An 18,601-nucleotide genomic window follows, 5' to 3' on the forward strand; every position below is an offset into this window, starting at 1 on the left:
GCGCGCCCATTCTGCAAAGGTTTCGGTCACCGCGCAAATCCATTGCGCATTTTTGCCCGGTTTCGCCGGCGCGCGCCCCCGCCTATAGACGAGTCATGAGTGACGACGCCGAAATCCTGCTTGCCCGCGAAGGCCGCCTCGGCCTGATCACCCTCAATCGCCCCAAGGCGATCAATGCGCTGACCGTGAACATGGTGCGCATCATCACCCGGGCGCTGGAGGACTGGGCCCATGACGACCGGGTGGCCACAATCCTGATTCGCGGCGCGGGGGAGCGCGGGCTGTGCGCCGGCGGCGACATTGTCGCGATTTACAATGCGGCGCGCACAGGCGACCGGGCGCCCGTGGATTTTTGGCGCGAGGAATATGCGCTGAACCTGATGATCGCCGAATATGCCAAACCGATCGTCGTGGTCATGCATGGCATTGTGATGGGCGGCGGCGTCGGCGTCTCCGCCCATGCGGCGCATCGTATCGTCACCGAGGGCTCTTCCGTCGCCATGCCGGAAGTCTCCATCGGCTTCATCCCCGATGTCGGCGGCACGTTTTTGCTGTCGCGCGCCCCCGGCGAGCTTGGGACGCATCTGGCGATGACGGCGGGGCGCGCCGGGCCGGCCGATTGCCTGCTGCTCGGCCTGGCCGATCTTTATGTGCCCCAGGACCGGCTCTCGACCCTGACCGATCTGCGCGAATGCGCCACCCATGACGATGTGCGCGCCGTGCTTTCGGCTCTGTCCGGCCCCGTGGGGCCGGCGCCTCTGGCGCAGGAGCGCGCCTGGATCGACGCCGCCTATGCCGCCGACACGGTCGAAGAGATTTGCGCGGCCCTCGCGGCGCGGCCCGAGCCTGCGGCCCAGGCGGCGCTCGCGCAGCTGGGAAAACATTCGCCGACCTCGCTGAAGGTCACGCTGCGCGCGCTGCGACAGGCGAGGGCGTATGGCCGCCTGGCCCCCTGCCTCGACATGGAGCTGGTCGCGGCCTCCGCCTGTCTGGGCGGTTCCGATTTCCCCGAGGGGATACGCGCGGCGGTCATCGACAAGGACCGCGCGCCCAAATGGACGCCGGCGCGGCTGGACGATGTGGGCGAGGCTGAGATTTCCCGCTATTTCGCATAGCTGCGGGAGCGGCGGCTTCAAATCTGGTAGCTGAACTGCGCTTCTTCCGGATTGCTCTGCGCGCGCATGTCGGCGAGGCTGTGGTTGTCGAGCACGGCGGCGAGGGCGTTGCGCGCCTTGACCATCATCAGCCGGACGGCGCAGCCCTTTTCGTCGTCGCAATCGTCGCAGGGCCGATAGGCGGTGACGCTGGCGCATTGGATCGGCGCGAGCGGGCCGTCAAGCACGCGCACGATCTGGCCGACGCTGATCTTGTGGGCGGGTTGAGCCAGTGCATAGCCTCCCCCCTTGCCCTTTTTCGAAAACACCAATCCGGCGTTGCGCAATTCCGATAGGATTTGGTCCAGAAATTTCTTGGGGATATTGTTCCGGTCGGCGATATCCTGCACCTGGGCGAGCGCGCCCGGCTCCATGCCTGCGAGATGAACCATGGCCTTGAGGCCGTATTTCCCCTTGTTGGTGAGCATACGCGAATCCCTTCGGCGCCCAACATATCAGCATCGGGCGCCCGCAATCCAGTAATTGACTAGAGAAACTAAGGCGTCTTTGTCCAAATTTCACGCTTTTCATGCGATAGTCGGGCGCATGGATACCGAATCGCCGCGCCGCCCAAAAATTTTCGCCGACCGCACGCTCACCATGATGCTGGGCCTGGGCTTTTCCTCCGGCCTGCCCTTCCTTCTGGTGTTTTCGACGCAATCCACGTGGTTGCGCGAAGTGGGCGTCAGCAAGGAGGCCATTGGCATGATCTCCTGGGTGGCGCTGGCCTATTCGCTCAAATTTTTATGGGCGCCGCTGCTCGACCGATTTGACGCGCCATTTTTGGGACGAAAACTTGGGCGCCGGCGCGGCTGGATGGCGCTCATTCAAATCGGCGTCATGCTCTGCCTCGCCGGCCTCGCCTTCGGCGATCCCGGCAACGGCCTGCTCTGGACCATCGTCTTCAGTTTCCTGCTCGGTTTTTGCGGCTCGACCCAGGACATCACCATCGACGGCTGGCGCATCGCCGTGGCGCCGCCGGAAAAGCAGGGGGCGATGTCGGCCGCCAGCCAGGTCGGCTACAAGATCGCTCTGCTCTGCGCCGGCGCCGGGGCGCTTTATCTGGCGCAATTCTATTCCTGGCGCGCGGCCTATCTGGTGATGGCGTCACTGATGCTGGTGGGGATGGTCGCCAATCTTTTGGCGCCGGAGCCGCAGAACCATATCGAGACAGCGCCCGGCGCGCATCGCTCGCTGGTCGAAACCTATGCCGAGCCGCTCAAGGAGTTTTTTGCGCGCAATGGGCGGCACACCATCTTGTTTCTGCTGCTGCTCGCCATCTACCGCCTGCCCGACTTTTTGTCGGGCGTGATGGCCAATCCGCTCTATATCGACCTCGGCTTTTCGAAGACGGATATCGCCAACATCACCAAGGTGTTCGGGTTTGCGGTGGGGCTTACCGGCATCTTCGCCGGCGGCTGGAGCGCGTCGCGCTTCGGACTGATGCCGACGCTGCTGGTCGGCGGGATGGCGGCGGCGGCCTCGCATCTGAGCCTCGCCCTGCTCGCCCATGTCGGCCATGACATCCGCATGCTGACCGTGGCGATCTGCGTCGAGAATTTCGCCGGAGGTTTTGCCGGGACGGCGCTGGTCGCCTTCATGTCGTCGCTGGTCTCGCCGCTGCACGCCGCCGCGCAATATGCGCTTTTGTCCTCGCTCTACGCGCTGCCCGGCAAGATTCTGGGCGGCTTTTCCGGCTTTGCCGCGGCAAAATTCGGCTATGCCGCGTTTTTTGTCGCCACGAGTTGCATCGGCCTGCCGGTGGCGGCGCTGTGCCTGGCGGTCTGGCGCGTCTATGCTGCGCAAACCAAGGCTGGCGCGGAAGAAAACTCTCTGGCATGAAGCCGCATTCCAAGAACAGGTGAGCCGATGAACGCGCCGCTGCCGATCAAGATTGTTGCGACCAAACCCTTCAACGACCAGCGTCCGGGCACGTCCGGCCTGCGCAAGAAAACCAAGGTTTTCGAGCAACCGCACTATCTGGCCAATTTCGTCCAGTCGATCTTTGCCGCGCTGGAAGGGTTTGAGGGCAAGGCGCTCGTCGTCGGCGGCGACGGCCGGTATTTCAACCGCGAAGCCATCCAGATCATTTTGAAAATGGCTGTGGCCAACGGGTTTGGCGAAATCATCGTCGGTCGCGGCGGAATTTTGTCGACGCCCGCCGCTTCCGCCGTGATCCGCCACGAAAAAGCGTTCGGCGGCATCGTGCTGTCGGCGAGCCACAATCCCGGCGGCCCCGACGCCGATTTCGGCATCAAATATAATATTTCCGCTGGCGGCCCGGCGCCGGAAAAGATCACCGAGGCGATTTTCGCCCATAGCAAGGTGATCGAAAGCTACAAGACGGTCGACGCGCCCGATGTGGACATCGATCACCTCGGCGAGATTTTTGTCGGCGCGACAAAAGTGCGGATCATCGATCCCGTGGCGATCTATCGCGACCTCATGGCCAGCCTGTTCGATTTCGCCGCGATCCGCGCGCTGTTCGCCTCCGGCTTCACCATGACATTCGACGCGATGAGCGCGGTGACCGGTCCCTACGCCAAGGCGATTCTGGAAGGCGACCTCGGCGCCGCGCCCGGAACCGTTTTGAATGGCGAGCCGCTGCCCGATTTCGGCCACCACCACCCCGACCCGAACCTCGTCCACGCCAAGCATCTTTACGATCTCGCCATGTCCGACGCGGCGCCGGACATTTGCGCGGCCTCCGACGGCGACGGCGACCGCAATCTGGTGATCGGACGCGGCCAGTTCGTCACGCCCTCGGATTCGCTGGCGATCATCGCCGCCAACGCCCATCTGGCGCCCGGCTATGCGCAAGGCATTGCCGGCGTCGCCCGCTCCATGCCGACCAGCGGCGCCGCCGACCGCGTGGCGAAAAAGCTGGGCGTCGGCATTTTTGAAACCCCGACCGGCTGGAAGTTTTTCGGCAATTTGCTGGACGCCGGCAAAGTGACGATCTGCGGCGAGGAAAGCGCCGGCGCCGGCTCCAACCATGTCCGCGAAAAGGACGGGCTTTGGGCCGTCCTGATGTGGCTGAATATTCTGGCGGCGCGCAAGCAGAGCGTGAAGGACATCGTGCGCGCGCATTGGTCGGAATTCGGCCGCAACTATTATTCGCGCCACGATTATGAGGAAGTCGCCACCGAGGGCGCCAATGCGCTGGTGGCCGGCTTGCGCGAAAAACTCGCCAGCCTGCCGGGCAAAAATTTTGGGAGCCTGACCGTCGCGGCGGCCGACGATTTTTCTTACCTCGACCCGATCGACGGGTCCTTGTCGCAGCAGCAGGGGGTTCGCATCCTGTTCACTGAGGGCTCGCGCATCGTCTATCGGCTGTCGGGCACCGGCACCTCGGGCGCGACCCTGCGCGTCTATATCGAGCGCTACGAGCCCGATTCCGCGCGCCACGACCTGGAGACGCAAAGCGCGCTCGCCGAGTTGATCGCGCTGGCCGGGAGCCTTGCGGAAATCAAAAAGCACACCGGCCGCGACGCGCCGACTGTGATCACCTGATTTTCGCCTGATTTATCAAGAGCCCTCACCCTGAGGAGGCGGCATCGCCGCCGTCTCGAAGGGCGAGGGCGGTCCCGCCTCCCGGTCGGCTCTCCGCGTCGCCGCCGAGCTCACGCCCCAACAAAGCCGCAGACCTTAACGCCCTTGCATTATGCTCAGACTGAGTATATGTAGGAAGCATGACGCCGGTAATCGGCGTATTTTTGGGTGCGTGTTATGCTCAATATGAGCATAAGGGGGTAAGCGTCATGCAGGCCACTTCAGCCAAAGCCGTCCTCGGTTCGCCCGCTCATCTCCCCGACGCCCAAAAGCGCCGTGAAGCTCGATTCGCCCCCGTGGCGCTGCCCAATCTCGCCTGGACGCCGGAAGTCGCCCGCGAAACCGCGCATCTCTATGAAAAGGTCAAGGCGATCATCCCGCCGATCGAATGGCCGTTTCATGCGCCCTATGTGAAGGCGATCAACGAGCTGAAGAAGCAGCGCAACGCCGTCATCCTGGCGCATAATTACCAGACGCCGGAAATCTACAATTGCGTCGCCGACGTGGTCGGCGACAGCCTGCAGCTCGCCCGCATCGCCGAACAGTCGGAAGCCGACGTGATCGTGCAGGGCGGCGTGCATTTCATGGCTGAGACCTCGAAAATTCTCAGCCCCGACAAAACCGTGCTGATCCCCGACAGCCAGGCCGGCTGCTCGCTGGCGGCCTCGATCACCGGCGAGGATGTGCGCGCGCTCAAGCGCAAATATCCGGGCGTTCCGGTCGTCGCCTATGTCAACACCTCCGCCGATGTGAAGGCCGAGGTGGACATTTGCTGCACCTCGTCCAATGCGGTGAAGATCGTCGAGAGCCTCGGCGTCGACACTGTCATCATGGTCCCCGACCGTTTTCTGGCCGCCAATGTCGCGCGCCAGACCAAAGTCAAAATTATCGCCTGGCATGGCGCCTGCGAAGTCCACGAGCGCTTCACGCCCGAGGAACTCCTGGGCTATCGCGAGGCTGAACCGGGCATCGAACTGATCGCCCATCCCGAATGCCCGCCGGAAGTCGTGGATGTCTGCGATTTCTCGGGCTCCACGGCGGCGATGATCGACTATGTGAAGACGCGCCGGCCGAAAAAAGTCCTGTTGGTCACCGAATGCTCGATGGCCGACAATGTTGCGGCGGAGACGCCCGGGGTGGATTTCATCCGCCCCTGCAATCTGTGCCCGCACATGAAGCGCATCACCCTGCCGAAGATCCTCGACAGCCTTGTCTACATGCGCGAGGAGGTGGTCATCGACCCCGCCCTCGCCGCCCGCGCCCGCCGGTCGGTGGAGCGGATGATCGCGGTCAAATAGGCCGCTCGGGAGGGCGTCATGCCCAGGTCTGATATTCTCATCGTCGGCGGCGGGCTCGCCGGCCTGTTCTGCGCGCTCAAACTCGCGCCGCAGCCGGTGACCCTGTTGGTCGCGGCGCCTCTGGGCGAGGGCTCGTCCTCGGCCTGGGCGCAGGGCGGCGTCGCCGCCGCCGTCCTGCCCAGCGACAGCCCGGAATTGCACGCCAAGGACACGGAGGTTGCGGGGGCGGGGATCGTCGACAAGGACCTCGCTTTGTCCGTCGCGCGCGAGGCGGGCGCCCGCGTCAACGATCTGTTGGCGTTTGGCGCGCCGTTTGACCGCGACGCCTCCGGCGCGCTGCTTCCCTCGCAGGAGGCGGCGCATTCGGCGCGACGCATTGTGCGGGTGAAGGGCGACGGCGCCGGCGCTGCGATTATGGCCGCGCTGATTGCAAGAGTTCGCGCCACGCCCTCGGTCAACGTGGTCGAGGGTTATGTTGCTGAAGACCTGATCCTTGAGGATGGCCGCGTCGCCGGCGTCTTCGCCCGCGATGCTCAGGGCGCGTATAAAACGTTTACCGCCCGCGCTACGATTGTGGCGACCGGCGGAATCGGCGCGCTGTTCGCGCTGACCACCAACCCGCCGCAAGCGACCGGCGCGGCCCTGGCCATGGGCGCGCGCGCCGGGGCGCGAATCGCCGACGCCGAATTCGTGCAGTTCCATCCCACCGCCATCGACATCGGCCGCGATCCCGCGCCGCTCGCCACCGAAGCTTTGCGCGGCGAGGGCGCCATTCTCGTCAATCGCGCCGGCAAGAGGTTCATGCCGGCGTTGCACAGGGATGCGGAGCTTGCGCCCCGTGATGTCGTCGCGCGCGGCGTCTTCGCCGAAGTCTCGGGCGGACGCGGCGCCTTCCTCGACGCCACCCAGGCGGTCGGCGCGGCTTTCGCCGAAAAATTCCCCAATGTCGCGAGCGCCTGCCTCGAAGCCGGCATCGATCCCGCAACGCAGCCGATTCCCGTTGCGCCGGCCGAGCATTATCATATGGGCGGACTGTGGACCGACGCGCGCGGCCGCACCAGTCTGCCCGGCCTGTGGGCGGCGGGCGAAAGCGGTTCGACCGGCCTGCACGGCGGCAATCGGCTCGCCTCCAACAGTCTCTTGGAGGCCGTGGTGTTCGCCGCCCGCGCTGCCGAGGACGTCCAAACCGTTTTGCCCAGGCTGCCCGCGCCAAAAACGCCGGCGTCCGCGCCCCGCGCCGTCCCGCCCGACGCCGCCGGCGCCCGCGAAATCCGCGAGATCATGCAGCGCCATGTCGGTGTTTTGCGCGACGACAAGGGGTTGCGCATTGCGGTCGTGCGGCTGCTGCGCTTGCGCGACAAGGCGGTTGTTTCCGAAAATCTCGACCTGCGCAATCGCGCCGAGGCGGCGCTCCTGATCGCCGCCGCCGCTTACAACCGCCGCGAAAGCCGGGGCGGGCATTTTCGCACCGATTACCCGCAGGCCGATCCCAAGCAGGCGCAGCGCTCCAGCCTCACGCTCGACGAGGCGCTCGCTTTGGCCCGCGCCTTAGCAACTGAAGAGAAATCCCATGTCCTTGCCCGTGCTTAATCCGCTCATCGTCGAACAGGCGGTTCGCGCCGCCCTCGACGAGGATTTTGGCCGGGCCGGGGACATCACCTCGCAGGCGACCATTCCCGCCGAAGCCCGCGCCCGCGCGGTGATCGCGGCGCGGAAAAAGCCGGGCGTGCTGGCCGGGCTCGATCTGGCGAAAAAAGCGTTCGAGCTGGTCGATCCCAGCCTGACCTTTGAAGCTCTGGCCGGCGACGGCGATCATTTGTCCCCGGGCGCCATCGTCGCGCGCATCGAAGGGTCCGCACGAGGCATTCTGTCTGCGGAGCGGGTGGCGCTCAACTTTTTGGGACGCCTGTGCGGCGTCGCCACCCTGACCTCGCATTATGCGCAGGCCATCGCCCACACCAAGGCAAAGATTTGTTGCACCCGCAAAACCACGCCGGGCCTGCGCGCCTTTGAAAAATACGCGGTGCGCTGCGGCGGCGGCATGAACCACCGATTCGGTCTCGACGACGCCGTGCTGATCAAGGACAACCACATCGCCGTGGCGGGCGGCGTCGTTCCCGCTCTGCGCGCGGCCAAGAATTTTGTCGGGCATCTCGTCAAGATCGAGATCGAGGTCGACACGCTCGACCAGCTCCAAGAGGTTCTGGCGGAAGGCGCCGATGTCGTCCTGCTCGACAATATGACGCCAGACCAGTTGCGCGCGGCTGTCAAAATGATCGGCGGCCGCATGCGCGCCGAGGCCTCGGGCGGCGTCGCGCTCGCCGCGGTGAAGGAGATCGCCGAGACCGGGGTCGATCTGATTTCGGCGGGCGCGCTGACCCATTCCGCGCCGACGCTCGACCTTGGCCTCGACATAGAAATGACCTGAGCGCCCTTGTGCTCGGAGCGCAAAATCGCCATCTTGCAGTGCGATTGCTCCGTTTCGCGACGCGCCACTTGCGCAAAGCCGCCAGAAAGTTCTTTCGTGCCGAAAACCTCCCTTACGCCCGCGCGTGGCCACAGACTTGGTCTGTTGGCGGTTTCGCTGCTTTTCCTCGGTTCTGGGTTGGCCCAGGCGCGTGAATCGGTGTCGCTGTCCGACCCGTTCGAGGTCAGCGACAGCCCGGCCGGCAATTATCTGTCCGCCCGCGTGGCGGAAGCGGAGCACGATTCGTTCGCCGCCTCGACCTTCGCCCGCGAGACCCTGCGGGCCGACCCGCAAAATCTCGAACTGATCGAACGCGCCTTCGTCGCCACGCTGCTCAATGGCGACATGCCCGATTGTTTCGCCTTGGCGCAAAAACTGGTGGCGCGCGACCAGAAGAACGGCACGGCGCGGCTGGCGCTCGCCGTGCGCGACATCAAGGCGCGCAATTTCGCTTCGGCGCGCAAGCAGCTCAACAGCGGCGGCAACCTGCGCCAGCGCGATCTCACCGCCATCCTGCTGGATTCCTGGACCTATGTCGGCGGCGGCGATTCCAAGCGCGGCCTGGCGATCGTCGACACTTTGACGGAATCGAATCTTGCGGTGTTCCGTGATTTCCACGCGGGACTGATGCTCGATGTCTCCGGCAATGTCGAAGAGGCGGGCAAGCGCTTTGCCGCGGCCTATGCCGTCGACCAGAACACTTTGCGTCTGGTGGACGCCTATGCGCGCAACCTGTCGCGCCAGGGCAAGACCGAGGAGGCCAAGGCGGCCTATACGGCCTATCTGAAAATCCAGCCGCGCCAGCCCATGGTGAAGGCGGCGCTGCGCGATCTCGAAGCCGGTCGCAAGCTCGATCCGCTGGTCAAGGACGTCAGCGGCGGCGCGGCCGAAGTGCTTTACGGCCTCGGCGCTTATGGCTTGGGCTCCTCCGGCGGCCGCCAGGGGGATGAAGTCGCCGCCACCGTGTTCCTGCGGCTGGCGCTGGCGCTCGCGCCCACCCATGAGCTTGCGATCGACACGCTCGGCGAAGCCTACAGCCGGTTGAAGCAATACCGCACCGCCATCGAAGTCTATGACGAGACGCCGGAAAACGGTCCGATGCGGACCACGGCGGACATCCATATCGCGCTGTTGCTCGACGCCATCGGCAAGCCCGACGAGGCGCTCGCCCGGTTGCGCAAGATCACCGAAGCGCATCCGGACAATCCGGAGGCGCAATCGGCGCTCGCCGACCTGCTGCGCAACAAGAAGAAATATCTCGAGGCGGCCGACGCCTATACCCGCGTGATCGACCTGAGCCCGCCCGGCGAAAAGGGTCTTTGGGCGGTCTATTACTTCCGCGGCATTTCCTATGAGCGCGCCAAGGTCTGGAACAAGGCCGAGCCGGATTTCAAAAAGGCGCTGGAACTCTATCCCGAACAGCCCTTGGTGCTGAACTATCTCGGCTATTCCTGGGTGGACCAGGGCGTGCATCTCGATGAAGCGTTCAAGATGCTGCGGCGCGCTGTCGAGTTGCAGCCCGAAGACGGTTATATCGTGGATTCCCTGGGCTGGGCGCATTACCGGCTGGGCCATTACGATGATGCGGTGAAACTGCTGGAGCGGGCCATCGAGCTCAAGCCCGGCGACCCCACCATCAACGACCATCTCGGCGACGCCTATTGGCAGGCGGGGCGCAAGCTCGACGCGCAATTCCAGTGGAACCACGCGCGCGATCTCAATCCCGAGCCGGACGATCTGCCCAAGATTCTCGGCAAGATCGCCAATGGGCTCACCGAGCCGAAACAGCCCACCGCCGAGCAGAAGATCGAGGCGCCGCCGGCCGCGCCGCCGCGCAATGGCGGCTAGTCTATTTAGGGTTCGCTGTCCTCATCGGTCTGGCCCAGCGCGGCGACCAGCGCCGTGTCGAGAAAGCGCACGCATTCGACAATCTTGAAGTCGCGCCATTTCAGGCGGTCGACGCCTTCGATGTCGGCTTGCGCGCCGGTGCCGCGGCTGCGCAGCGTCATGCGCCAGGAGACGAAGGCGACGCGCGGCAGGTCGGCGACGAAATCGTCGACGTCGAAATGGACCATTTCAAAGTCGACCTCGAACGTCCGAAAAGCCTCGCGGATCTCGTCCTTGCCGACGCGCAGGCCGGCGGCGGGAATCAGCGCGCGCGAGCCGAGGATGCGGAAGGTGGCGTTGTCGTCGAACAGGGCCAGCGCCGCTTCAAAATCGCCGCGGGCGCGGCGGCCGTAAATGTCACGGCAAATGGCGATAAAATCCTCACGCGTCATCTCAAATAAATTCATCGGAATCCTATACGCCATAGAAACTTGCGATCACCGCGCCCCGCGCCTGTAAAGGGTGGCGCCAGTCGGGTGAATGAGCAAGAGTCGTGTGGCGCGATCAGGCCAAAAAAACAAAACAAAGAACCGATTGGCGCCGATATGTCGTCTTGCGCCGCTCAAGTCGGACGAGAGCTCGGACGCCGCCCAGGCCGTCTCGGGGGCACGGCCTGCAAAAGGCAGGCCCAAAACGAAAACGGCGCGTCCCGTGGGACGCGCCGCAAAAGTCTTAGTTCTTCGCCTTGTCGACGAGCTTGTTCTTGCCGATCCAGGGCATCATGCCGCGCAGCTTGGCGCCGACTTCCTCGATCTGGTGGGAATCGTTGACGCGGCGGATGCCCTTGAAGCGGGCGGCGCCGGCGCGATATTCCTGCATCCATTCCGAGGTGAACTTGCCGGTCTGGATGTCCTTGAGGACTTCCTTCATCTCGGCCTTGGTTTCCTTGGTGATGATGCGCGGGCCCGTGACATACTCGCCCCATTCCGCGGTGTTGGAGATGGAGTAGTTCATGTTGGCGATGCCGCCCTCATAGATGAGGTCGACGATCAGCTTCACTTCGTGCAGGCATTCGAAATAGGCCATTTCGGGCGCATAGCCGGCTTCCACCAGCGTTTCGAAGCCGGCGCGGATCAGCTCGACCAGACCGCCGCAGAGCACAGCCTGCTCGCCGAACAGGTCGGTCTCGCATTCCTCGCGGAAATTGGTCTCGATAATGCCCGAGCGGCCGCCGCCGATGGCGGAGGCGTAGGACAGGCCGATGTCATGGGCGTTGCCGGAGGCGTCCTGGTGGACGGCGATCAGGCAGGGCACGCCGCCACCCTTCAGATATTCGCCGCGCACGGTGTGGCCGGGGCCCTTGGGGGCGACCATGACCACGTCAATGTCCTTGCGCGGCTCGATCAGGCCGAAATGCACGTTGAGGCCGTGGGCGAACAGCAGCGCCGCGCCGGGCTTGATGTTGTCGGCGATGTCGGTCTTGTAGATGTCGGCCTGCAGCTCGTCGGGGGTGAGCATCATCAGCACGTCGGCCCATTTGGCGGCCTCGGCGACGGTCAGCACCTTCACGCCCTCACCCTCGGCCTTTTTGGCGGTGGCGGAGCCGGCGCGCAGGGCGACCGCGACGTCCTTGACGCCGGAATCGCGCAGGTTGAGCACATGGGCGTGGCCCTGCGAGCCATAGCCGACCACGGCGACCTTCTTGCCCTTGATCAGATTGATGTCGGCATCGCTATCGTAATAAACGCGCATTTTTATTGCTTTCCGCGGTGAGGACGGCGAGGCCGCCAGGGGAATTCATCCCGCACGCCTATAAATGCACAGCGCCCGCTCGTCAAAGGGAGCGCGCGCTTTTCCACCCGCCTGATCCCGTCGATTGCGGCTCTGTTCCGCAACCGCAAGCCGCGCCAGCACGGCCCCTGGGCCGGGGGCGCGCCGCCATCACAAAAACACCACAGTTTGCCAATGCTTTATGCGTTCGGGGATGAAACGGGCGCGGTCCCGCCGCGTTCAGGGCCAGGGGAGGAGACGGGTCATGCTCATACGCGTCGGAACGGATCGGCCAGTCGCCTCCAGCGACATCACGCCCCGTTCGCTCTGGCTGCGGCGCCGTGAGTTTCTGGCCGCCGGGGCGGGGCTCGGGCTTGGCCTCGCCGGTTTTGGCGCGCGGGCGGCGACGTCGCCTTATTCCACCGACGAAAAGCCCAACAGCCGCGCCGACATCACCAGCTACAACAATTTCTACGAGTTCGGGACCGACAAGAGCGATCCCGCCGCCAAGGCCGGCCGCCTGAAAACAAAACCCTGGACGCTGCGCATCGACGGCCTCGTCGAAAAGCCCGCGGATTACGCGCTCGAGGACTTTCTCAAACCCTTTTCGATGGAGGAGCGGATTTACCGCATGCGCTGCGTCGAGGGTTGGTCGATGGTCATCCCCTGGCTCGGGTTTCCTCTGGCCGAGGCGATCAAGCGGGCGCAGCCGCAAGCGGGCGCCAAATATGTGGCCTTCGAGACGCTGGTGCGGCCCGAGGAAATGCCGGGGCAGCGCAGTTTTCCGAAAATCATTCCCTGGCCCTATCGCGAGGGCTTGCGGCTCGACGAGGCCATGCACCCGCTGACCCTCCTGGCGACCGGCCTTTATGGCGAGCCGCTGCCCAACCAGAACGGCGCGCCGCTGCGGCTGGTCGTTCCTTGGAAATATGGGTTTAAAGGCATCAAGTCGATCGTGCGCATGACGCTGGTCGCCGAGCAGCCCAAAACCTCGTGGAACATGATCGCGCCCGACGAATACGGATTTTACGCCAATGTGAACCCTGGCGTCGATCACCCGCGCTGGAGCCAGGCGACCGAGCGGCGCATCGGCGAGGGCGGCCTGTTCGCCAAGCGGCGGCCGACTTTGATGTTCAACGGCTACGAGTCCGTCGCCAGCCTCTATTCCGGCATGGACCTGAGGGCGAATTATTGAAGACGCGCGGCTTCCCCGTCTGGGCGGTCTATGCTTTGGGGTTTGTTCCGGCCGTGGTCGCCTTCGGCGGCGGCCTCGCCGGGACCACCGGGCCGGACCCGATCCGCGCCCTCGAACAGACGCTTGGACTCTGGGCGTTGCGTTTTCTGCTCGCCGCGCTGTGCGTGACGCCCTTGCGCCGGTTTTTTGGCGTCAACCTGCTGCGCTATCGCCGTGCGCTCGGCCTGCTGTGTTTTTACTACGCCAGCCTGCACCTGCTCGCCTTCATCGGGCTCGACCACAGTTTTGATTGGGCCGAAATCACCCGCGAAATCCTCAAGCGCCCCTATGCCTTCATCGGCATGGCCTGCCTGTTGCTGCTGATTCCGCTGGCGGCGACCTCGACCAACGCCATGATCAAGCGGCTCGGCGCGAAAAACTGGACGCGCCTGCACAGGCTGGTCTATCCGGCGGCGCTGCTGGCCGCCGCCCATTTCATTTTTGCCGTGAAGAGCTGGCCCTTGGAGCCGTTGCTTTATGCGGGCGCCGCTCTGGCGCTGCTGCTGGTTCGTCTGGCGCCGAAGCGCCGTCCGTCATTCGAACAGCCCCATAAAGCCTGAATAGACGCCGAATGACGAGGCGATGACGATCACGACGGCGCAGACAAAGGCGTTGAAGCCGCGCAGGCGAAAAAGTTTTGGCAGCCGGCGCGCCAAAAGATAGAGGAAGCCGAGCACGAAGGGCAGAAGCAGCGCATTCATCACCTGCACGCCGACGCTGAGCGACACCAGATTGACGCCCGAGGCGACGATGAGGCCGCAGCCGATCAGGGCCAGCGTATAGGCCCCGTAAAACCAGGGCGCCTCGCGCGGCGAATCGTCGAGGCTGCATTTGACGTCGAGCATTTCGCTCAAGGTGCGCGCCGCCGTCAGGCTGACGACGATGGCCGCGACCAGCGCCGCGCCGGTCATGCCGAGGCCGAACAGCAATTTGCCGCCGAATTCGCCGAGGAAGGGGGTGATGGCCTCGGCGATGCGCTGCACCGTGTCGAGATCGGCGGCTTCGCCCGTGCGTCCGAGCGTCGCCGCCGTGGCGACCAGCACCGAGGCCATGATGATCTGGGTGAGGATGGCGCCGAGGATCGTGTCGAGCCGCGCCGCCGGCAAGTCCTCGGGCGTCAGCTTCTTTTCGACCACCGCGCTCTGCTGGAAGAACACCATCCACGGCATGATCACCGCGCCGATATTGGCGGCGATCAGATAAAGGTATTTGTCGTTGTGCAGGGGGATGTCGGCGATTTGCGCCGCGACCGTCGCAGGGTCGGGCTGCGCCAGCAGGACGACGACGAGGAACACCAGTTCGAACGCCCCGATCGCGATGGCGATGCGCTCGACGGTGAGATAGGAGTGCGAATAGGCCATGGCGATCAGGGCGCCGACCACCAGCGCCATCGTCAGGGGCGGGGACAGGCCGAGCAGCGCGCCGACGCCCGCCAGTCCGGCGAATTCGCTGAGCAGGGCGCCCAGACAGGCGACCAGCAGGGTGGATACCGAGGCCCAGGCCCAGAACCGGCCGAAATGGCGCAGAATCAATTGCGCATGGCCTTCGCCGGTGGCGATCCCGATGCGCACCGTGAGCTCCTGCACCACGAACAGGATGGGGATGAGGATGATCTGCAGCCACAGCAGCCGGAAGCCCCAGGAGGCGCCGCTCTGCGCCGCGGTGATCACGCTGCCGGCGTCGGTGTCGGCCAGCATCACCACCAGTCCGGGGCCGGCCACGGCCAGAAAACGCGCCAGGCGGGATTTCTTGGTGGGGGCAGGTTCGCTCAGGGCCGTCATTGCATCGCTCAAATCAATCGGCGCGCATAGTGCGCCGCGGGACGAGGCGCCGCAATCGCAAAGGTCTAGATTGCCGGACTTACTGTTCGGACGGGTCGCCGGCGGGGGCCTCGTCGGCGGGCGCGCCGGCGATCGAATAGGAATTGTTCAACCAGCGGTGCAGGTCGACATCGGCGCAACGCTTCGAGCAGAAGGGCTTGTATTTGGGATCGACCGGCTTGCCGCAGATCGGGCAGGGGGCCGGCTTGTCCTTCGCCGAACCTTTTGTCTCCGTCACACCGCCGCTCCGACCGCCCGCAGATCATGCGCGGGAAAACCCAGGCCGTCGAGGAGGGCGCGCGTCTCATAGAGCGGCAGGCCGACCACGGCGGTGTAGGAGCCGACAAGCTGCACCACAAAACCGCCCGCGGCGCCCTGGATGGCGTAGCCGCCGGCCTTGCCCGCCCATTCGCGCCCGGCGAGATAGGCCTCGATTTCGCGCGACGACAGGCGCTTGAAGCGCAGCCGGGTTTCGACCAGCCGCGACCGTTCGCGGCCCTGCGGGTCGATCACGGTGACGCCGGTATAGACGCGATGCGCGCGTCCCGACAGCAGCCGCAGGCAATCCTCGGCCTGTTCCACGGTTTCGCATTTCGGCAGAATGCGACGGCCGACGCAGACGACCGTGTCGGCGGCGACGACAAAGCAGGGCGAAAGATTTTCGCGCGCGCGCGCCACATGCGCGCCCGCCCGCGCCTTTTCCAGCGACAGACGCGCCGCCAGTTTTCGGGGCGATTCGTTGCGGCCGGGGGTCTCGTCGAGGTCCGCCGGGAGCAGCGCGTCGGGCTCGATGCCGATCTGCTGCAGCAGCGCCAACCGGCGCGGCGATCCGGAGGCGAGCGCGAGATGCGCGGGGCGGGGAGGGCTTGCGGCGAACAAGGGAGGCTATTTGAAACGGTAGGTGATGCGGCCCTTGGTGAGATCGTAGGGCGTCATCTCCACCAGGACGCGATCTCCGGTCAGCACGCGGATGCGGTTCTTGCGCATTTTGCCGGCGGTGTGCGCGATGATCTCGTGATCGTTGTCGAGCGTCACGCGGAAAGTGGCGTTCGGCAGCAATTCGCTGACGACACCGGGAAATTCAAGCAGTTCTTCCTTCGACATCGGGTTCCTATCATGGTCGGCCTGCGTCCCTCCCCCTGTACCTTGGGAGGAGAAAAAGACGCTTGTCATCGGCGCGCAGGCCGCGCAAGATCGAAAGTCGCGGCGAAGTTCACGCCTGTCTCCCCTGGGGCGGCAGGACGTTCAGCGAGGCAAATCGCGCTGATATCCGCCGCGCTATAACAAATTGTGACGCGCCTGCCAATGGCGCGTGGGAGGAGCGTACGAGTCTTTTCTCCGCCACAGGCGTTATGTGGGGCATTTCGAGGGACGGTGGGTCATGAACGATATCTTTGCCTTCAATCGGCGACTGGCGAACTCCTGGTGGGACATGACGGAAGTCAGTCTCGCCGCGTCTCAGACGATCGCGGCGCGCTTGCCGATGATCGCGGCGGCGGCGACCGGATTCGGCTCCCCTCACGCGCAACGCGAAACGCGGGAAATGGTCACAGAAAAACTCCAGGCGACGGCGGAGGGGCTTCAAGCCGGCGCCTTGCAGACCGCCAAGGCGACCTTGCGGTTGATGATGGGCCAGGCCGATGCGACGGCGATGGCGCATCACATGTTCGACGTGGCGGAAGCGGCGACCCAGCCGGCGCGCCGGAAAGCCCGGGCCAACGCCAAGCGTCTGTGGACGTCGGCCGGATAAGTCGCAGGTCTGTGACAGAATTTTGCAGAACTGGCGTTTGGAGGGCTGGACAAGCGCAAATGTGCTTTCTATAAGGCCCGTGCTTCGGCGTTGAGCCGCAGCCGCCCAGGTAGCTCAGTTGGTAGAGCATGCGACTGAAAATCGCAGTGTCGGTGGTTCGATTCCGCCCCTGGGCACCATCAAAATCAACAACTTAGCCGAGATGCCCACGCGACGTAGACAAAAAAGTCGTGTCGTGTAGACAAAATCTTTTCCGGGTTCGTTCTTTCGGGATGACCCTAGCCTCCGAAATATCCCTTTACGGCGAAGCCGAAGACCCAGCTTACAAGCTGCCCGATGGTCTGCTTCCCAGTCTCAGCGCCAACATTTTTGGCAGCCTTGCCGATTTGCTTGCCGAGACTCTCTTCGCCTTTCAAGGTCGCGGGCGTGGCGTTCAAGGCCGTGAGAGCCTTGGAGGTTAAAACCACATCTCGATTTGCGTGGTCGCCATCGGCGAGAATGAAGCCTTCAGTGCGCAGCCACGAAAGAGTTTCGATCAGAAAGCGGTACGATTTGATTTCTGTGCCGGGAAGATTGCCATATTCGTTAGGTAATTCTTCGTCAAAAAATTCGCTCGTTGTATAGCTTATCTCGACACCCATTGTCGCAAGCGCTTTGTCGCCGTGGAAATAGCTTATGGGGAGGGGGAAAGATCGGTAAAGCTCATCGAAAATTAGGCCCGTAAGAGTGTTGAAGTGATCGATATTGTCCATGTCTGCACCGAATCAGCGTGAGCCGACTCATTCTAAAGGATCGCCGGTCAAATTGAGCCCCGCGACCATTTTGCGGGCCTCTTCCGGCAGCTTGGCGTTTTCTGAATAGTGCCGCGCCATTGCCGTGGACTTTTGCCCCAGTACGTCGGCAATCGTCCGGTCATCCGCGCCGGCCTCGCGTAGAAGCGTACCCAGCGTGTGACGCAGCCCGTGGGGAGTGAGGCCCGGCTCAACCAAGCCTTCGGCCTCCAGCCGTTTCTTGAACGTGCGCCATGACGCGTTGAAGCCAGTCTCTGTCCACGGCTCGCCGTGTGAGTTGACGGCGATCTGAACCGCGTCACTCTCGGGGCGCTCAGCGAGGGCGCGCTTCAAGATCGGATGAAGGGGCAGGCAGACGGGAACGCCGCGCTTCGAAGTGCGGACAGTGATTCCCCCATCCTTTAGCGCCGAGAGCGTGACTTTCAGGAAGTCACCTTTCCGCAGGCCCCCACACATGGCGAGCGCCAACGGGAGGCGCAGTTGGGGCGGCGCGCGTTCGATGACCACGCGGCGCTCAGCCTCAGACCATGGCCGATTCGCCACCTCCTCTGAGGTGTTCCGGATTTTCTTGACGCGCTCCGCGAGCGGGTTTTCCTTGATCCATCCCCGGTCCTTGGCGAACAGCAGGAGGATAGAAAGAACCGTGACCGTGTAATTTGCGAGCCAGCGCCCCCGCTTGGGGAAAATTTTCTTGTCCCGGAGGGCGAAGATGAAAGGCCGGTCCATCTTTGCGAGTGGCATATCGCGGAGCGGCTTAACTGCCCGTTGACGAAGTCGGCTGGCGCTGATTCCCTTGAGTCACGTAAACTCGACGGGGTTTTTGGCGATGGCGATGAGGCGGGACGAGGGCGTTCAAGAAGATCTTATCGCCGTCTGGTCGGAGATCCCGCGCTCGCCTGGCCACGCCTTTTACGACAAGCTGCAAAAGCTTCTGCGCG

19 protein-coding genes and 1 tRNA gene are annotated in these 18,601 nt (G+C 64.1%); 11 read left to right on the forward strand and 9 right to left on the reverse strand.

Features of this window, described 5'->3' with window-relative positions; all coding sequences use genetic code 11:
* The first annotated feature begins 95 nt into the window (after positions 1 to 95).
* Positions 96 to 1,115, forward strand: a complete 1,020-nt coding sequence (locus M2320_RS21715) for an enoyl-CoA hydratase/isomerase family protein (RefSeq protein WP_264599079.1) — start codon at positions 96 to 98, stop codon at positions 1,113 to 1,115.
* Between the two features lie 17 nt (positions 1,116 to 1,132).
* On the opposite strand, the gene M2320_RS21720 is transcribed toward M2320_RS21715, so the two are convergent.
* On the reverse strand, positions 1,133 to 1,582 hold the full coding sequence (locus M2320_RS21720; protein ID WP_184429548.1) for an RrF2 family transcriptional regulator: 450 nt from the start codon (positions 1,580 to 1,582) through the stop codon (positions 1,133 to 1,135).
* A gap of 118 nt (positions 1,583 to 1,700) precedes the next feature.
* Here M2320_RS21720 and M2320_RS21725 point away from each other — a divergent pair, with 118 nt between their 5' ends.
* From M2320_RS21725 to M2320_RS21750, 6 genes are all read left to right on the forward strand, one after another.
* On the forward strand, positions 1,701 to 2,996 hold the full coding sequence (locus tag M2320_RS21725) for an AmpG family muropeptide MFS transporter (protein ID WP_264599080.1): 1,296 nt from the start codon (positions 1,701 to 1,703) through the stop codon (positions 2,994 to 2,996).
* 27 nt (positions 2,997 to 3,023) lie between these two features.
* Entirely contained in the window at positions 3,024 to 4,667 is a 1,644-nt protein-coding gene (locus M2320_RS21730; RefSeq protein WP_264599081.1) for an alpha-D-glucose phosphate-specific phosphoglucomutase, read from the forward strand.
* 248 nt (positions 4,668 to 4,915) lie between these two features.
* Positions 4,916 to 6,004, forward strand: a complete 1,089-nt coding sequence (gene nadA / locus M2320_RS21735) for a quinolinate synthase NadA (protein WP_264599082.1) — start codon at positions 4,916 to 4,918, stop codon at positions 6,002 to 6,004.
* Between the two features lie 18 nt (positions 6,005 to 6,022).
* Positions 6,023 to 7,594 carry an L-aspartate oxidase gene (locus M2320_RS21740; protein ID WP_264599083.1) on the forward strand — a complete coding sequence of 524 codons (1,572 nt, stop codon included), beginning with the start codon at positions 6,023 to 6,025 and terminating at the stop codon, positions 7,592 to 7,594.
* Entirely contained in the window at positions 7,575 to 8,432 is an 858-nt protein-coding gene (nadC, locus tag M2320_RS21745) for a carboxylating nicotinate-nucleotide diphosphorylase (protein WP_264599084.1), read from the forward strand. The genes M2320_RS21740 and nadC overlap by 20 nt, the downstream gene beginning before the upstream one ends.
* 198 nt (positions 8,433 to 8,630) lie before the next feature.
* Positions 8,631 to 10,319, forward strand: coding sequence for a tetratricopeptide repeat protein (locus M2320_RS21750; RefSeq protein ID WP_264599085.1), 1,689 nt, complete (start codon positions 8,631 to 8,633; stop codon positions 10,317 to 10,319).
* Between the two features lie 5 nt (positions 10,320 to 10,324).
* On the opposite strand, the gene M2320_RS21755 is transcribed toward M2320_RS21750, so the two are convergent.
* A complete protein-coding gene (locus M2320_RS21755) occupies positions 10,325 to 10,765 on the reverse strand; it encodes a nuclear transport factor 2 family protein (protein ID WP_264599086.1) in 441 nt (146 codons plus the stop codon).
* A gap of 265 nt (positions 10,766 to 11,030) precedes the next feature.
* Positions 11,031 to 12,050: a ketol-acid reductoisomerase gene (gene ilvC, locus M2320_RS21760; RefSeq protein WP_184429555.1), complete on the reverse strand. Its 1,020-nt coding sequence runs from the start codon at positions 12,048 to 12,050 to the stop codon at positions 11,031 to 11,033.
* A 283-nt stretch (positions 12,051 to 12,333) separates the two neighbouring features.
* Between ilvC and msrP the strand changes: the two genes are divergently transcribed.
* Together msrP and msrQ are read left to right on the forward strand one after the other, a co-directional pair.
* Positions 12,334 to 13,263, forward strand: a complete 930-nt coding sequence (msrP, locus tag M2320_RS21765; RefSeq protein WP_264599087.1) for a protein-methionine-sulfoxide reductase catalytic subunit MsrP — start codon at positions 12,334 to 12,336, stop codon at positions 13,261 to 13,263.
* A complete protein-coding gene (gene msrQ, locus M2320_RS21770; protein ID WP_264599088.1) occupies positions 13,260 to 13,862 on the forward strand; it encodes a protein-methionine-sulfoxide reductase heme-binding subunit MsrQ in 603 nt (200 codons plus the stop codon). Before msrP ends, msrQ begins: the two co-directional genes overlap by 4 nt.
* Here the strand turns inward: msrQ and M2320_RS21775 are convergent.
* From M2320_RS21775 to infA, 4 genes are all read right to left on the reverse strand, one after another.
* Positions 13,836 to 15,083 carry an NRAMP family divalent metal transporter gene (locus M2320_RS21775; protein WP_210304562.1) on the reverse strand — a complete coding sequence of 416 codons (1,248 nt, stop codon included), beginning with the start codon at positions 15,081 to 15,083 and terminating at the stop codon, positions 13,836 to 13,838. The genes msrQ and M2320_RS21775 overlap by 27 nt on opposite strands.
* A 79-nt stretch (positions 15,084 to 15,162) precedes the next feature.
* Positions 15,163 to 15,360: a DNA gyrase inhibitor YacG gene (locus M2320_RS21780; protein ID WP_264599089.1), complete on the reverse strand. Its 198-nt coding sequence runs from the start codon at positions 15,358 to 15,360 to the stop codon at positions 15,163 to 15,165.
* The gene (locus M2320_RS21785) at positions 15,357 to 16,001 is read right to left on the reverse strand and encodes a Maf family nucleotide pyrophosphatase (RefSeq protein WP_184429559.1); all 645 of its coding nucleotides are present in this window, start codon (positions 15,999 to 16,001) and stop codon (positions 15,357 to 15,359) included. The genes M2320_RS21780 and M2320_RS21785 overlap by 4 nt, the downstream gene beginning before the upstream one ends.
* A 6-nt stretch (positions 16,002 to 16,007) precedes the next feature.
* Positions 16,008 to 16,226 (reverse strand): translation initiation factor IF-1, encoded by a 219-nt coding sequence (gene infA, locus M2320_RS21790; protein WP_088522381.1) that lies wholly within the window; start codon positions 16,224 to 16,226, stop codon positions 16,008 to 16,010.
* A gap of 277 nt (positions 16,227 to 16,503) precedes the next feature.
* On the opposite strand from infA, the gene M2320_RS21795 reads away from it, so the two are divergent.
* Positions 16,504 to 16,872, forward strand: a complete 369-nt coding sequence (locus M2320_RS21795; RefSeq protein ID WP_264599090.1) for a hypothetical protein — start codon at positions 16,504 to 16,506, stop codon at positions 16,870 to 16,872.
* A gap of 103 nt (positions 16,873 to 16,975) precedes the next feature.
* Positions 16,976 to 17,051 (forward strand) — tRNA-Phe (locus M2320_RS21800).
* Between the two features lie 99 nt (positions 17,052 to 17,150).
* Here M2320_RS21800 and M2320_RS21805 read toward each other — a convergent pair.
* Both M2320_RS21805 and M2320_RS21810 read right to left on the reverse strand, forming a co-directional pair.
* Positions 17,151 to 17,624 (reverse strand): hypothetical protein, encoded by a 474-nt coding sequence (locus tag M2320_RS21805; RefSeq protein ID WP_264599091.1) that lies wholly within the window; start codon positions 17,622 to 17,624, stop codon positions 17,151 to 17,153.
* Positions 17,625 to 17,651: 27 nt separating this feature from the next.
* The gene (locus M2320_RS21810; RefSeq protein ID WP_264599092.1) at positions 17,652 to 18,389 is read right to left on the reverse strand and encodes a tyrosine-type recombinase/integrase; all 738 of its coding nucleotides are present in this window, start codon (positions 18,387 to 18,389) and stop codon (positions 17,652 to 17,654) included.
* Positions 18,390 to 18,601 lie beyond the last annotated feature (212 nt).

It is taken from the genome of Rhodoblastus acidophilus (assembly GCF_025961575.1).
GTDB classification, from domain to species: Bacteria; Pseudomonadota; Alphaproteobacteria; order Rhizobiales; family Beijerinckiaceae; genus Rhodoblastus; species Rhodoblastus acidophilus_C.

Excerpts from the sequence above, each read along its gene's own strand:
- ilvC (WP_184429555.1), bottom strand. The coding sequence starts at position 12,050 with ATGCGCGTTTATTACGATAGCGATGCCGACATCAATCTGATCAAGGGC.
- M2320_RS21805 (WP_264599091.1), bottom strand. The coding sequence starts at position 17,624 with ATGGACAATATCGATCACTTCAACACTCTTACGGGCCTAATTTTCGAT.
- M2320_RS21795 (WP_264599090.1), top strand. The coding sequence starts at position 16,504 with ATGAACGATATCTTTGCCTTCAATCGGCGACTGGCGAACTCCTGGTGG.
- M2320_RS21775 (WP_210304562.1), bottom strand. The coding sequence starts at position 15,083 with ATGACGGCCCTGAGCGAACCTGCCCCCACCAAGAAATCCCGCCTGGCG.
- M2320_RS21810 (WP_264599092.1), bottom strand. The coding sequence starts at position 18,389 with ATGGACCGGCCTTTCATCTTCGCCCTCCGGGACAAGAAAATTTTCCCC.
- M2320_RS21725 (WP_264599080.1), top strand. The coding sequence starts at position 1,701 with ATGGATACCGAATCGCCGCGCCGCCCAAAAATTTTCGCCGACCGCACG.
- msrP (WP_264599087.1), top strand. The coding sequence starts at position 12,334 with ATGCTCATACGCGTCGGAACGGATCGGCCAGTCGCCTCCAGCGACATC.
- M2320_RS21720 (WP_184429548.1), bottom strand. The coding sequence starts at position 1,582 with ATGCTCACCAACAAGGGGAAATACGGCCTCAAGGCCATGGTTCATCTC.
- nadA (WP_264599082.1), top strand. The coding sequence starts at position 4,916 with ATGCAGGCCACTTCAGCCAAAGCCGTCCTCGGTTCGCCCGCTCATCTC.
- M2320_RS21755 (WP_264599086.1), bottom strand. The coding sequence starts at position 10,765 with ATGAATTTATTTGAGATGACGCGTGAGGATTTTATCGCCATTTGCCGT.
- M2320_RS21715 (WP_264599079.1), top strand. The coding sequence starts at position 96 with ATGAGTGACGACGCCGAAATCCTGCTTGCCCGCGAAGGCCGCCTCGGC.
- nadC (WP_264599084.1), top strand. The coding sequence starts at position 7,575 with ATGTCCTTGCCCGTGCTTAATCCGCTCATCGTCGAACAGGCGGTTCGC.
- M2320_RS21740 (WP_264599083.1), top strand. The coding sequence starts at position 6,023 with ATGCCCAGGTCTGATATTCTCATCGTCGGCGGCGGGCTCGCCGGCCTG.
- M2320_RS21730 (WP_264599081.1), top strand. The coding sequence starts at position 3,024 with ATGAACGCGCCGCTGCCGATCAAGATTGTTGCGACCAAACCCTTCAAC.
- infA (WP_088522381.1), bottom strand. The coding sequence starts at position 16,226 with ATGTCGAAGGAAGAACTGCTTGAATTTCCCGGTGTCGTCAGCGAATTG.